Source organism: Campylobacter sp. CFSAN093259, from assembly GCF_012889985.1.
Lineage (GTDB): Bacteria > Campylobacterota > Campylobacteria > Campylobacterales > Campylobacteraceae > Campylobacter_D > Campylobacter_D jejuni.
Map to the genome: position 1 here is coordinate 1,118,705 of NZ_CP040617.1, position 12,975 is coordinate 1,131,679.

Here is a 12,975-nt window from a genome sequence, read left to right on the forward strand (position 1 = left end):
TAAATTTAAATTGAGTGGTAAAAAAATGACTTTAGCTATAATACCTGCTCGAGCTGGTTCAAAAGGTATAAAAAATAAAAATTTAGCTCTTTTGCATGATAGGCCTTTGTTGTATTATACTATCAATGCAGCAAAAAATTCAAAGTATGTAGATAAAATTGTTTTAAGTAGTGATGGCGATGATATATTAGAATATGGACAAACTCAAGGTGTAGATGTGTTAAAAAGACCTAAAGAATTAGCGCTAGATGATACAACTAGTGATAAGGTTGTATTGCATACCTTGAGTTTTTATAAAGATTATGAAAATATTGTTTTATTACAACCCACTTCTCCTTTAAGGACAAATGTACATATAGATGAAGCTTTTTTAAAATTTAAAAATGAAAACTCAAATGCATTAATAAGTGTTGTAGAATGTGATAATAAAATTTTAAAAGCTTTTATAGATGATAATGGTAACTTAAAAGGAATTTGTGATAACAAATATCCATTTATGCCTAGACAAAAATTACCAAAAACTTATATGAGTAATGGTGCAATTTATATAGTAAAGTCAAATTTATTTTTAAATAACCCAACTTTTCTACAAGAAAAAACAAGTTGCTATATAATGGACGAAAAAGCTAGTTTGGATATAGATACAACAGAGGATTTAAAAAGAGTTAATAATATAAGCTTCTTATAATTTTTTTATAAAAAACTTGGTTAAAAAGGATGCTATATTATCTAGCATTGATGTTTTTAAACAAGTATTTATCTGATTATATAATTTTTCTATCTCATGTTTTTTTAAAAGTTGTCCATAAACTCCCATTTGATGAAAAGTATTTTTCTCCATATTATTTAATCTCCACATTTCTGAAAATAAATGTAAGAAAGGTTGACTGATATCTATTGAAGTATTATCTAAAAAAATTTTTACATTACACCATGGAATCTGACAAGTTCTTTTATAATCCCAAACAAAATTTTCTAAACCACATTTTTTTACATGATCAGCTAAAAACCAAGGTCCTATAACACCCCACGAGATTTTTTTTCTTTTATTAATGATTTTTTCTGCTTCTTGTATAAGATTTTTTCCAAAATCTGAATATCGAGAAAATTTTAAAAAGGATGTTGTGATTCTTGATTTTTTATTATCTTCATCCACTTCTTGTGTAAAGATATATTCTTCATTTAAATCAATATAATTTAAACATATCATATCAAGATCTACCCATACCCCCCCCCCTTTTTTTTTTTAAGATAAAGTAAATTGTATCTAAAATAATCACTAAACGCTGCTACTCCAGATCCCCTATCGTCTCTAAAATAATTTTTAAAAGAAACAATTTCATTTGCATCTTTTAATTCAAAATCATCAAATAATTCATCTAATTTTTTAAAAATTTTATCATCTAAATTATAAGTATAAAGTATAAATTTATAACCATTATCTATAAAAGATTTTATAGATAAAAGCTCCATTAAACCAATACCTTTATAACCTCTAGGTGTATACCAAAAACTACTAATTTCTTGCTTCATCAACCCTTCTTTGTAAATCAAATTCTTCTTTCTCTAAAACCTCAAACAACTTCTTATGAAAATCATTATTTTTAAAGTTTAAACAAAGCTTTTTTACAAGTTCATTGCTTTTCTTTTTATCTTGATAATTCTGCCATAAAATTTCTTTATTTTTGTTTTCATATCTTCCATTTGGATTAAATTCATAATGATAAATGCAAGTTTTAAAAACAGCTATTTTCTCACAAAACATAAAATAAACATAACAAAAAAGCACATCTTCGCCATAACTCAAACGCTCATCTATTTTAATTTTTTCAAAACTTTTTAAGATAATATCTTTTCTAAAACACTTAGCCCAAACCGACCAGCAAAAATGCCTTTGTTTGCTTAGAAATTCTAAAAATTCTTTTTGATTAAAAAACTCATCTTGTTTAAAACGATAAAATTGCTTGGTTTTTACCCTATGTACAAAAGCATCAAAGCAAAGCAAATCAAAACCTTTTTTCATCTCTTTAAGCGCTATTTTACAAGCATCAAGAGTTAAAAAATCATCACTATCTAAAAACATTATAAAATCAGAACTAGAATGCAAAACTCCCAAATTTCTACTTGCAAAAGTGCCCAAATTTTCTTCATTTTGAAAGATTTTTATCCTTGGATCTTTTTTAGCAAATTCTAAAACCATATTTAAACTATTATCTTTACTTTTATCATCGATAATCAAAATTTCAATATCTTTTAAAGTCTGATTTATACAACTTTGCAAAGCTCTTGAGATAAAATTGCAAGAATTAAAAAGCGGGATTATGATAGAAAGTTGTGGCATATTTTTCCTAAATTTTGTTAAAATAATAAAAACAATTCTATCAAAGTTTAGGAAATTTATGAAAATTTTTATACATCTTCCCACCTGGTTAGGCGATACGGTAATGGCTTCACCTGCTTTATACACTATAAAAGAACATTTTAAAGATGCTCAGTTTATCCTTTATGGTTCTTTTGTTTCTACAGCACTTTTTAAAGAATTTCCTAATTCTAAAATCATCATAGAAAATAAACTATCCCGTTATAAACAAGCTCTATCTTTACGCAAAGAACTTGGTAAAATCGATCTTAGCTTTGCTTTTAGATCTGCGTTCTCTTCTAAGATTATCTTGCATATCCTTAAAACAAAACAAAGATATTTTTTTGACAAAAACAAGTACAAAGAAGAACATCAAGTTTTAAAATACCTTTATTTTATAGAAAATTCACTTAGTATAAAAGCTCATTTTAAGGACTTAAAGCTTCCCTTTAAGCTAAAATTTCAAAACCCTCTTATCTTAAGAAATGGTAAAAAAATTCTAGGACTCAACCCTGGTGCAAGCTTTGGAAGTGCAAAAAGATGGGATGCGAGTTATTTTGCTAAAGTGGCTTTAAATTTCAGCCAAAGTCATGATATTTTAATCTTTGGTGCAGGAAAAGCCGAACAAGAACTTTGTAATGAAATTTATCAAATTTTAAAAGAACAAAACATAAAAGTAAAAAATCTTTGCAATAAAACCACCATCAAAACCCTTTGTCAAAATATCGCTTTTTGCGATCTTTTCATCACAAATGACAGTGGACCTATGCACCTAAGTGCGGTTTATAAGGTAAAAACCGTAGCTATTTTTGGCCCTACGAAATTTACTCAAACTTCACCTTGGCAAAATGAAAATGCAAAATTAGTGCATTTAGATCTAGCTTGTATGCCTTGTATGCAAAAAACCTGCCCTTTAAAACACCACAAATGCATGAAAGATCTAAAGCCTGAAAAAGTGATAGAACAGGCTAAAAATTTACTTAAAAACTCTCATCTATGATCTGACAAAGTGTGTGTATGATTAAAATGTGCATTTCTTGAATTCTAGCTGTATCATCGCTTGGCACAACAAGATTATGATCACAAAGCTTATTCATCATTCCACCACCTTTTCCGCTAAGCCCTAGACAAAGCATATTAAGCTCTTTTGCTTTTTTTAAAGCTTCTAAAACATTAGGGCTTTTTCCGCTCGTTGAAATACCGATTAAAACATCCTTTTCATTCCCTAAAGCTTCCACTTGTCTTGAAAAAACAAACTCAAAACCATAGTCATTTCCTATGGCACTAAGTGCTGAAGTATCGGTTGTAAGTGCTATGCCTGCTAAAGCCTTGCGTTCTTTTTTATAACGCCCGCTAAGTTCAGCCGCAAAATGCTGAGCATCAGCCGCACTTCCACCGTTTCCGCAAATTAAAATTTTACCACCTTTTTTAAGACACTCACACAAAAGCTCACCTACTTTAGCGATTTGTCCTTTTAAAATTTCGCTTGCTTGAACAATTTTTTGATGTTCTTGCCATTCTTTTTCCACTAAATTTATCATTTTTTATCCTTAATCTTTTCTATGATCTTACTTGTACTAAATCCTTCTTCAAAGTCGATTAATTCAACCCTTGAAACGATATCTGCACCTACAACAAGTTTATCTTTATAATCAGCTCCTTTAACCAAAATATCAGGCTTTAAAAAGCTTATAAGTTCTAAAGGCGTGTCTTCATCAAAAATCACTACAAAATCAACAAAATAAAAAGCTGCCAACATACAAGCTCTTTGAAATTCTGAATTTACAGGACGACTCTCGCCTTTGAGTCTTTTCACACTCGCATCTGAGTTCAAACCTACAATCAAAACATCGCCCAATCTTTTAGCTTTGTCAAGGTATTTTATATGTCCAAAATGCACGATATCAAAACAACCATTTGTAAAAACAATCTTTTTATTATTTTGTTTCAAAAGTACCAAAAGTTCTTCTTTGCTTTTGATTTTTTTCTCAAAATCCACGCGCTTAAAACTTTTAATCTCATCAAAACTCACACTCACGCTACCTATTTTACTTACCACAACAGCTGCGGCTTCATTGGCAAGTTCGCAAGCTTTAAAAATTTCAATTTCATTTGCCAAACAAAAAGCCAAAACTGCGATCACACTATCGCCCGCTCCTGTTACATCATAAACCTCTAAGGCTTTAGCAGGTGCGATTTTCAAACCCTCATCAAAAAGTGCAATTCCAGCTTCTGAAAGAGTGATGATAGAATAACGCAAAGAAAAATCTTCTTTTAATTTTTTGATGCCTTTTTCTAAATTTTCACCCTCTAAATTTTCAAATTTCAAAGCCTCTAAAGCTTCTTTTTTATTAGGCGTGAGTAAGGTTGCACCGCTATATTTACTAAAATCACTGCCTTTAGGATCAACTAAAACAGGAATATTTAAAGCCTTAGCTTTTTTTATCACAGCCTTACAAACTTTAGGGGTTAAAACACCTTTGGCATAATCGCTTAAAACCACAGCCTTAAAGTCTTTAATCTTTTCATCAAACAAAGCAATAAGTTCATTTTCAAGCAAAATTGCACTTATGTCTTCTTCATCTAGTCTTAAAACCTGCTGATTGTGTGCCATAATGCGATTTTTAAAAGGGGTTTTGCGTCCTTTTTGGATCAAAAATTCTCCTTTTAAATTTTCTTGTAAAAATTTCCCACTCTTATCATCACCCACAACACCGAGCGCAAAAACATCAGCTCCCAAGCTTTTTAAATTTGTATAAACATTTGCAGCCCCGCCTAATCTTTTATCTTCTTTAAGGGTTTTAGCTACCAAAACAGGGGCTTCAGGACTGATACGCGAACAATCACACCAAGTGTAATTATCCACCATAAAATCCCCTATAATTAAAATTTTAGGTTTTTGCTGACTTAAAAACTCAAGCATTTACTTCCTTTTCAAAAAGTCTTTTTATCTCGCCTAAATAATCTTTTATACCCTCTTCTAAAGTGAATTTTGGCCGATAATCCCAAGTTTGATCTAGTTTTGCCTCGGTATGAAATTGATAAGATTTTACATAAGGATTTGGGATATATTCGCAAGGCAAATCAGTCTTTAACTCTTTTTGCAAAATATCAACTATATCTTGAAAAGTTCTTGCTTTACCGCTGCCTACATTATAAACCCCACATTTTGAGTCAAGGGCGATTAAATTGGCATTAATAACATCTTTAATATAAGTAAAATCTCTATAAATTTGATCACTTCCTTCAAACAAGCGTGGATTTTTTCCTGCTAAAATTTGATGGCCAAATTGTAAAACCATAGAAGCGGTTTTGTTTTTGTAAAATTCGCCTTTTCCATAAACATTAAAATATCTAAGTCCTACTAAATGGGCTTTATCGTAGTATTTTTTCGCTAACTTATCCATCATCAATTTTGAAAAAGCATAAGGATTTTTTGGTTCTTCATCTTTACCTACGGTTTGCGGACTTTTTGCATCGCCATAAACTGAAGCTGAACTTGCATAAATAAGCTTTGCATTAAGATCTATGCTAAGTTCTATAAAATCTTTAAAAGTATTTAAATTGGTTTGTAAAACCTTAGTTTGATCAAAAACCGTAGTGTCTGAAATTGCTGCTTGATGAAAAATAATCTCTGGCTTAAAATCTTCAATCTTTTTTAAAACTTTTTCATCATTAATATCGCCTGCAAAAAGTTCTCCATCAAATTCAAGTAAATTTTTAAAATGCCCAAAACTTTGCAAATTTCCATTTTCAAAAGTCGCACTACTACGCATTTTATCGACGATTAAAATTTCATGTTTTTCTTGCAAATTTAAAGCCAGTTGCGAACCTATAAACCCTGCGCCACCTGTGATTGCTATTCTCATTTAAATGTCCTTTTCTTTAAAAAAGCTCAAAATTTCTTTTAAATTTTTAAATTGTCTAAAAAAATCACCTTCTTTTTTTTCTTCATTCACTAAAATCAAAGTGCCAATATCAGCATTTAATCCTGCTTGCATATCGCTTAGATTATCTCCGATAAAGATAGAATTTTTCATATCTAAATCAAACTCATCTTTTGCTTTTAAAAGCATTCCTGCTTTAGGTTTGCGACACTCACAACCTTCTAAATGCGGACAATGATAAATTTTATCAATTTTTATATCTTGCTTGGCAAATTCTTTAAGCATATAATCACAAAGCTTAAAAAAATCACTTTCTTTATAATATCCTCTTGCAATGCCTGATTGGTTTGTCGCTATAAAAAGCAAATAATTTCTAGCTAAAAAATATCTACAAAGTTCAAAAATTCCATCACAAAATTCGAAATCTTCTATTTTATAAACATATTTTTTATCTATATTAATCACACCGTCTCTATCTAAAAATAATGCTTTTGTTTTCATAAAAACATTATAATATAGCTTTTTTAAAAAGAAAATAAACATTATCTTTAATTTCTTAAGATTTTTATTAAAAATAAAGATATATAATACCTAGCAATCTAATTTTTACTAAGGAGAAAACAAATGAAAAAATTATTAGTAGTTTCTGCTTTGGCATGTCTTGGTGTTTCTGCTTTTGCTGCAGATGGTGCTACACTTTTTAAAAAATGCGCAGTATGCCATGGTGCAAATGCTGACAAAGTTTACTTAAACAAAGTTCCAGCTTTAAAAACTCTTTCTTCTGCTGAAAGACTTCAATACATGAAAGAATATTCAGAAGGTAAAAGAAATGCTTATGGTCAAGGTGCGATCATGAAACTTAACCTTAAAGGTTTAACTGAAGAAGATTTTAAAGCTATCGAAGCTCATATTGAAACTTTAAAATAATTTCTAAAAAAGGCTTTTCTTTTTAAGAAAGCCTTTTTTTATCCAAAGCTTCTTTTTTACGTCTTTCTAATTCTATAGCATCACGTAAAGAATCCTCATCATCATTTAAAGTAGTAAATTTATAATCATCATCAAATTGCTTATTTTTAATCCCCCAAAGCAAAGTTGCCAAAATGATAAAAAACGCTAAGATAGAAACTCCTATCATCATCATGATTATACTATTCATTCTTTAATCCTTAAAGCATTTAAAACGACTATTATACTACTAAAAGACATAGAAATAGCAGCAAATAAAGGATTTATCATACCCAAAAAAGCCAAAGGTATGGTGCAAGCATTATAAAACAAAGAAAAAGCAAGATTTTGCTTGATAATTTTAAAGGTGTTTTTAGATAATTTGATGGCTTTTTTTAAAGAAAGCAAGTCATTTTTCAAAAGCAAAACATCACTACTTTCTATAGCTAGATCACTTCCTTCTCTTAAAGTCATTGAAACACTTGCGTATTTTAAAGCTAGTGCATCATTTACCCCATCACCTACAAATAAAACTTTGTAATTTTTACTTAAATTTTCTATAGTTTTCATCTTATCTTCAGGCAAACAAGAAGCTTGATAATTTTGAATTTCTAACTTTTTAGCGATTTTTTCCACTGCTTTTTGATGATCGCCACTGAGTATCATTAATTCTTTCTTTTCTTTTTTAAGATAAGCGATAAGCTCTTTTGCACCTTCTCTTAAAACACTATCAAACTCAAAAAAAGCTAAAATTTTACCTTCCTTGGCAAAAATAAAATGCGTATTATCAAATTCTTTAGCCACAATACCCTTTTCTTGCAAAAATTTAGAACTTCCGCCTAAAAGCAACCCTTCATTTAACTCAGCACTTAAACCTTTAGCTTGAATACTCGAATGCTTTTTAAAATCCAAATTTAAATCCTTAGCTCCTTTTTGCTTTAAATATAACACAATATTTTGAGAGATAGGATGTTTAGAAAGTTTTACAAAATTATAAAGCTCGTTTAAATCAAGCGCTTTATCTAAAAAAACCTCTTTAAGTTCAAGCTCTATTTTGGTTAAAATACCCGTTTTATCAAACACCACACAATCACATTTGCTTAAATCTTCTATCACGCTAGAACTTTTAAATAAAATATGCTTTTTTAAAGCCCTACCTAAAGCCACAAGATTGCTCACTGGCGTTGCTAAAGCCAAAGCACAAGGACAAGCGATAATCAAAACTGCAATCGCATTGACTAAAGAAATTTCGAAACTCTCTTCTTTATAAAAAAACCAAAAAGCAAAACAAATAAAAGCGATCAATAAAACCGTTCTAGAAAAATAAGCCAAAAGACTATTGACCAAACTTTCAAGTTTTGCTTTTTTAGAACTTGCAAGTTCTAAAAGCTGGATAATTTGACTGAGTTTTGAATCCTTGTAAAGCTTTGTTGCTTCATACTCCACACTTCCATCAAGCACTATACAAGCTGAAAAAATTTCATCTTCTTTTTGTATGAGTTTTGGGGTATTTTCTCCATTTAAAGAAGAAGTATCTACGCTCATTTCACCACTTTTACAAATCCCATCGATTAAAATTTTATCTCCAGTTTTAAGCAAAATTCTATCCCCCAAACAAACCTTTTGCACTTCTTTAGAGACAAATTCTTTACCATTGAAAACTAAAACTTCATTTTGCAAAAAATCATTAAGCCCATCTATAGTATCTAAAGCACGCTTTTTGCTAAACATCTCAAGATATTTACCTATAAAAACAAAGCAAATTATCATCGCCACAGAGTCAAAATACACCTCCCCTACCCTAAAAAACATGGCCCATAAAGAATAAACATAAGCCAAACTCGCTCCGCTAATCACCAATACATCCATATTTAAACTATGCATTTTTAAAGTTTTAAAAGCACTTTTATAAAAATGAGATCCCGTATAAAAAAGCACAGGAGAACAAAGGATAAATTCAGCAAAATTTAAAATATCCTTAGTGTCCTTATCCATACCGCTAAAAAATCCTGCGTATTTTGCCACTGCTATCCACATGATATTCATCACACAAGCTATAGCCACAACAAGCTTAGAATAAAATTCCCTTTTTAGTAAATCCGCTTTTTTTGAAGCCTTGCTCGCATCATAAGCACTCGCTTTATAGCCTATGCTTTCAATAAGTCTTAAAATTTGCACCAAAGAAATGCTTTGCTCATCAAAAACAATGCGTGCTTTATGGTTTAAATGATTAATATCAAGTTCTAAAATTCCTTCTTGTTTGGTTAAAATTTTCTCATTAAGCCACACACAAGCTGCACATTCTATACCGTGTATCATGAGATAAATTTCACTAAATCCTTCTTTGGTTTTAGTGATAAACTCATCATAATTTTTCATTTCATTTTGAAAATTTACAGGGCTTAAAGTTTGATTTCCAAGCTTTTCATAAAACTCATCTAATCCACTTTCATGCAAAATTTCCCAAACGCTCTCACAACCTTTACAACAAAAAAATTTACCCTTATACTCTATCATTTGGGCTTGTTTATAATCAAGTTTGCAATGTTCACATTTCATAATCATTCTTTAAAAAAATATTTTTTATAATTATAAACAAATTTGACAAAAAGTGCATTTTTTTATTAAAATCACATTTTACAAAAATTATTCTGCTAAATCTTACGAGGACTTATGGAAAAAGAAAAAAAACAACATCAAAGAACCCACGTTCCAGTGGAAGGTTATAAAATCGAAGAATTAAAATTATTAGATTTAGAAAATCTAGTTAAAATCGCCAATGAATGCGAAATCGAAAACCCAAGAGAATTTCGCCGCCAAGAACTTATTTTTGAAATTTTAAAAGCACAAACAAAAAAAGGCGGTTTTATACTTTTTACAGGGATTTTAGAAATTTCTTCCGAAGGTTATGGCTTTTTAAGAGGTATGGACTCTAATCTTAGCGATAGTGTTAATGACGCTTATGTTTCAAATTCACAAATTAAAAAATTTGCTCTGCGTGTAGGCGATATCGTTACAGGACAAGTTAGAGAACCAAAAGATCAAGAAAAATACTACGCTCTTTTAAAAATCGAAGCGATCAATTATCTGCCTTTACAAGAAGCCAAAGAAAGACCTTTATTTGATAACTTAACCCCTATTTTTCCAACAGAAAAAATCAAACTCGAATACGATGCAATGAAGCTTACAGGTCGTGTTTTGGATCTTTTTACTCCTATAGGAAAAGGACAACGCGGGCTTATCGTTGCTCCACCACGCACAGGTAAAACAGAGCTTATGAAAGAACTTGCTACTGCTATTGCAAAAAACCACCCAGAAATGCATTTAATCGTACTTTTAGTCGATGAAAGACCTGAAGAAGTTACCGATATGCAAAGATGTGTAAAAGGCGAAGTTTTTAGTTCTACTTTTGATTTACCTGCTTATAATCATGTGCGTGTAGCCGAACTCGTGATAGAAAAAGCCAAAAGAATGGTAGAAACAGGCAAAGATGTTATCATCTTACTTGATAGTATCACAAGACTGGCACGTGCTTATAACACCGCAACTCCAAGCAGTGGAAAAGTCCTAAGCGGCGGGGTGGATGCTAATGCCCTACACAAACCAAAACGCTTCTTTGGTGCAGCTAGAAATATAGAAAATGGAGGCTCTTTAACCATAGTTGCTACAGCTTTAATTGATACAGGTTCAAGAATGGATGATGTGATTTTTGAAGAATTTAAAGGCACAGGAAATAGCGAAATAGTTCTTGATAGAAATATCGCCGATAGAAGAATTTATCCTGCGATTAATATCATCAAATCAGGAACAAGAAAAGAAGAATTGCTCCAAGGCGTAGCAAATCTTCAAAAAATTTGGGCAATCCGTTCAGCGATTTCTCAAATGGATGATGTTGAAGCGTTGAAATTTTTATATTCTAAAATGCTTAAAACCAAAGACAATGTAGAACTTTTATCTATAATGAACGAGTAGAAAATGCTTCAAGCTTTAGCGATTAAATACAGACCAAAAACCTTTGATGAACTCATAGGACAAAAGACAGTTAGCGTAAGTTTAAAATACGCCCTAAATCATAATCGCTTAGCTCATGCTTATCTTTTTTCAGGACTTAGAGGAAGTGGAAAAACTTCGAGTGCTAGAATTTTTTCTCGTGCTTTAGTTTGCGAACAAGGACCAAGTGATACTCCATGTGGCACTTGCAAACACTGTCTTGCAGCACTTGAAGGCAAACATATAGACATTATAGAAATGGATGCTGCAAGCAACCGTGGGCTTGAAGATATACAAGCCTTAATCGAACAAACCAAATACACCCCTTCTATGGCAAGATTTAAAATTTTCATCATTGATGAAGTACATATGCTTACCCCACAAGCTGCAAATGCGCTTTTAAAAACCTTAGAAGAACCCCCAAGTTATGTTAAATTTATACTTGCAACCACAGATCCTTTAAAACTTCCAGCTACTGTGCTTTCAAGAACACAACATTTTCGCTTTAAACAAATTCCACAGAGTGAAATTTTAAATCATCTTAAAGAAATTTTACTTAAAGAAAATGTTAAATTTGAAGAAGAAGCTTTAAAATTTATAGCAAGAAGCGGCAATGGATCTTTAAGAGATACTTTAACCTTGCTTGACCAAGCTATTATTTTTTGTCAAAATGAAATCAGCATTAGTAAAATTACAGATATGCTAGGATTTTTAGATCCTCAAAAAATCAAAGCCTTTTACCAGACTATCTTAACAAAAGACAAGGAAAAAGTTTTTGTGTATTTAGAGGAATTACAAGACTATGAAGCCTCAAGCGTGATTGATGAAATGCTTTTTTATTTAAAAGAAAGTTTTTTTGCAAAAAGCACAGAATTTTCTACTTTAATTTATGAAAGATTTTTCCGTATTTTATCAAAAGCTAAGAATATGCTTTGCGATGATGATGGCTTTACGCTTTGTGTTATGGCTTTTATGATGATGGAAGCAAGTCATTTAAAAGAAATTGACGCACAAATCCAAGAAATCAAACAAGAAAATACAACAAATATTATACCTAGGATCACACCTTCTCCTATCATACCTCATCTTGAGAAAAAAACAGAAAAAAATGCTTATGAAATCTTGCTTGATAGTATTTATGATAGGGATTTTGATCTTGCAGAATGCTTTAAACAAAGTACAAATTTTATTAGTTTTGAAAACAATACTTTAAATATAAACTCAAACGCACAAGGACAAAATCGCGATACACTCAATAAAGGTTTTAAACTCATACAAGAACTTTTTAAAGCTAAATTTGGAGAAAATGCTAAAATTAATGTGCAAAAAGCACTAACAATTGATGAAAATAAGCTTCAATCCTTAACTCAAGAATTACCAAACAATGAAAATAAAAACATAGATATTCAAAGTTCTATTAATATGCTTAAAGAAGGGGCCAAAAAATTTGACCCACAAGAAGATCTTAAAGAGGCTCTTAAAGATTGTTTTGGAGAGCCTAGTATAGAAAATTAATCATCATTTTTAAGAGAGATGAAAATCAAAGCTAAAAACATATAAGTTACCAATCTTATAGTATCAGGTAAACCTTTCCAAACCTTACTCATCCACATTCCAAACCATTCTGCAACAACTACTTGGAAGGCAAAAAACCATAAAATACACAAGTTAAAGAAATAATCCCAAAAAATCTTAGCATTATGAAAGCTTTGAGCATCTAAATTTCTAGCTTTAAACATATCATAAGCACCTTTTTTAGAGCTGTTAAGGCAATAAAAGTTTCAAAAAGAATAA

At 30.7% G+C, this 12,975-nt stretch carries 13 protein-coding genes and 1 pseudogene; 5 read left to right on the top strand and 9 right to left on the bottom strand.

What is annotated here, in order from left to right; genetic code table 11:
• Nucleotides 1–25 precede the first annotated feature (25 nt).
• The gene (locus tag FBF20_RS09115) at nucleotides 26–688 is read left to right on the top strand and encodes an N-acylneuraminate cytidylyltransferase (protein ID WP_002881429.1); all 663 of its coding nucleotides are present in this window, start codon (nucleotides 26–28) and stop codon (nucleotides 686–688) included.
• On the opposite strand, the pseudogene FBF20_RS05875 reads toward FBF20_RS09115, so the two are convergent.
• Nucleotides 683–1,533: pseudogene (locus FBF20_RS05875) on the bottom strand (glycosyltransferase). The gene FBF20_RS09115 and the pseudogene FBF20_RS05875 sit on opposite strands and share 6 nt — an antisense overlap.
• Complete coding sequence (locus FBF20_RS05880) at nucleotides 1,517–2,341, bottom strand: glycosyltransferase family 2 protein (RefSeq protein ID WP_002858096.1); 825 nt, start codon at nucleotides 2,339–2,341, stop codon at nucleotides 1,517–1,519. Before FBF20_RS05880 ends, FBF20_RS05875 begins: the two are co-directional and overlap by 17 nt.
• Before the next feature lie 58 nt (nucleotides 2,342–2,399).
• Here FBF20_RS05880 and waaF point away from each other — a divergent pair, with 58 nt between their 5' ends.
• The gene (waaF, locus tag FBF20_RS05885) at nucleotides 2,400–3,359 is read left to right on the top strand and encodes a lipopolysaccharide heptosyltransferase II (RefSeq protein ID WP_002875425.1); all 960 of its coding nucleotides are present in this window, start codon (nucleotides 2,400–2,402) and stop codon (nucleotides 3,357–3,359) included.
• Here waaF and gmhA read toward each other — a convergent pair.
• Genes gmhA through gmhB form a run of 4 tightly spaced genes read right to left on the bottom strand, consistent with a single transcriptional unit; the run spans nucleotide 3,340 to nucleotide 6,789 of the window.
• The gene (gmhA, locus tag FBF20_RS05890) at nucleotides 3,340–3,900 is read right to left on the bottom strand and encodes a D-sedoheptulose 7-phosphate isomerase (protein ID WP_002858021.1); all 561 of its coding nucleotides are present in this window, start codon (nucleotides 3,898–3,900) and stop codon (nucleotides 3,340–3,342) included. The two genes, waaF and gmhA, sit on opposite strands and share 20 nt — an antisense overlap.
• Nucleotides 3,897–5,282, bottom strand: coding sequence for a D-glycero-beta-D-manno-heptose-7-phosphate kinase (gene rfaE1 / locus FBF20_RS05895; RefSeq protein ID WP_002890180.1), 1,386 nt, complete (start codon nucleotides 5,280–5,282; stop codon nucleotides 3,897–3,899). The genes gmhA and rfaE1 overlap by 4 nt, the downstream gene beginning before the upstream one ends.
• Nucleotides 5,275–6,228, bottom strand: coding sequence for an ADP-glyceromanno-heptose 6-epimerase (rfaD, locus tag FBF20_RS05900; protein ID WP_002852832.1), 954 nt, complete (start codon nucleotides 6,226–6,228; stop codon nucleotides 5,275–5,277). The genes rfaE1 and rfaD overlap by 8 nt, the downstream gene beginning before the upstream one ends.
• Nucleotides 6,229–6,789, bottom strand: coding sequence for a D-glycero-alpha-D-manno-heptose-1,7-bisphosphate 7-phosphatase (gmhB, locus tag FBF20_RS05905; RefSeq protein ID WP_002878815.1), 561 nt, complete (start codon nucleotides 6,787–6,789; stop codon nucleotides 6,229–6,231).
• Nucleotides 6,790–6,870: 81 nt separating this feature from the next.
• Between gmhB and FBF20_RS05910 the strand changes: the two genes are divergently transcribed.
• Nucleotides 6,871–7,173, top strand: coding sequence for a cytochrome c (locus tag FBF20_RS05910; protein ID WP_002852762.1), 303 nt, complete (start codon nucleotides 6,871–6,873; stop codon nucleotides 7,171–7,173).
• 22 nt (nucleotides 7,174–7,195) lie between these two features.
• On the opposite strand, the gene ccoS is transcribed toward FBF20_RS05910, so the two are convergent.
• On the bottom strand, nucleotides 7,196–7,402 hold the full coding sequence (gene ccoS, locus FBF20_RS05915; protein WP_002852798.1) for a cbb3-type cytochrome oxidase assembly protein CcoS: 207 nt from the start codon (nucleotides 7,400–7,402) through the stop codon (nucleotides 7,196–7,198).
• Nucleotides 7,399–9,756 (bottom strand): heavy metal translocating P-type ATPase, encoded by a 2,358-nt coding sequence (locus FBF20_RS05920; RefSeq protein WP_072224466.1) that lies wholly within the window; start codon nucleotides 9,754–9,756, stop codon nucleotides 7,399–7,401. Before FBF20_RS05920 ends, ccoS begins: the two co-directional genes overlap by 4 nt.
• 108 nt (nucleotides 9,757–9,864) lie before the next feature.
• Here FBF20_RS05920 and rho point away from each other — a divergent pair, with 108 nt between their 5' ends.
• Both rho and FBF20_RS05930 read left to right on the top strand, forming a co-directional pair.
• Nucleotides 9,865–11,163, top strand: coding sequence for a transcription termination factor Rho (gene rho, locus FBF20_RS05925; RefSeq protein WP_002852852.1), 1,299 nt, complete (start codon nucleotides 9,865–9,867; stop codon nucleotides 11,161–11,163).
• Between the two features lie 3 nt (nucleotides 11,164–11,166).
• The gene (locus tag FBF20_RS05930; protein ID WP_168952608.1) at nucleotides 11,167–12,696 is read left to right on the top strand and encodes a DNA polymerase III subunit gamma/tau; all 1,530 of its coding nucleotides are present in this window, start codon (nucleotides 11,167–11,169) and stop codon (nucleotides 12,694–12,696) included.
• Here FBF20_RS05930 and FBF20_RS09080 read toward each other — a convergent pair.
• Nucleotides 12,693–12,920, bottom strand: a complete 228-nt coding sequence (locus FBF20_RS09080) for a DUF2165 family protein (protein ID WP_002868592.1) — start codon at nucleotides 12,918–12,920, stop codon at nucleotides 12,693–12,695. The two genes, FBF20_RS05930 and FBF20_RS09080, sit on opposite strands and share 4 nt — an antisense overlap.
• Nucleotides 12,921–12,975: the final 55 nt, after the last annotated feature.

What these genes read in the sequence shown, in the direction of transcription:
- FBF20_RS05920 (WP_072224466.1), bottom strand. Translation starts at nt 9,756, where the DNA reads ATGATTATGAAATGTGAACATTGCAAACTTGATTATAAACAAGCCCAA.
- rfaD (WP_002852832.1), bottom strand. Translation starts at nt 6,228, where the DNA reads ATGAGAATAGCAATCACAGGTGGCGCAGGGTTTATAGGTTCGCAACTG.
- FBF20_RS05880 (WP_002858096.1), bottom strand. Translation starts at nt 2,341, where the DNA reads ATGCCACAACTTTCTATCATAATCCCGCTTTTTAATTCTTGCAATTTT.
- FBF20_RS05910 (WP_002852762.1), top strand. Translation starts at nt 6,871, where the DNA reads ATGAAAAAATTATTAGTAGTTTCTGCTTTGGCATGTCTTGGTGTTTCT.
- gmhB (WP_002878815.1), bottom strand. Translation starts at nt 6,789, where the DNA reads ATGTTTATTTTCTTTTTAAAAAAGCTATATTATAATGTTTTTATGAAA.
- FBF20_RS09115 (WP_002881429.1), top strand. Translation starts at nt 26, where the DNA reads ATGACTTTAGCTATAATACCTGCTCGAGCTGGTTCAAAAGGTATAAAA.
- waaF (WP_002875425.1), top strand. Translation starts at nt 2,400, where the DNA reads ATGAAAATTTTTATACATCTTCCCACCTGGTTAGGCGATACGGTAATG.
- gmhA (WP_002858021.1), bottom strand. Translation starts at nt 3,900, where the DNA reads ATGATAAATTTAGTGGAAAAAGAATGGCAAGAACATCAAAAAATTGTT.
- FBF20_RS09080 (WP_002868592.1), bottom strand. Translation starts at nt 12,920, where the DNA reads ATGTTTAAAGCTAGAAATTTAGATGCTCAAAGCTTTCATAATGCTAAG.
- ccoS (WP_002852798.1), bottom strand. Translation starts at nt 7,402, where the DNA reads ATGAATAGTATAATCATGATGATGATAGGAGTTTCTATCTTAGCGTTT.
- FBF20_RS05930 (WP_168952608.1), top strand. Translation starts at nt 11,167, where the DNA reads ATGCTTCAAGCTTTAGCGATTAAATACAGACCAAAAACCTTTGATGAA.
- rfaE1 (WP_002890180.1), bottom strand. Translation starts at nt 5,282, where the DNA reads ATGCTTGAGTTTTTAAGTCAGCAAAAACCTAAAATTTTAATTATAGGG.
- rho (WP_002852852.1), top strand. Translation starts at nt 9,865, where the DNA reads ATGGAAAAAGAAAAAAAACAACATCAAAGAACCCACGTTCCAGTGGAA.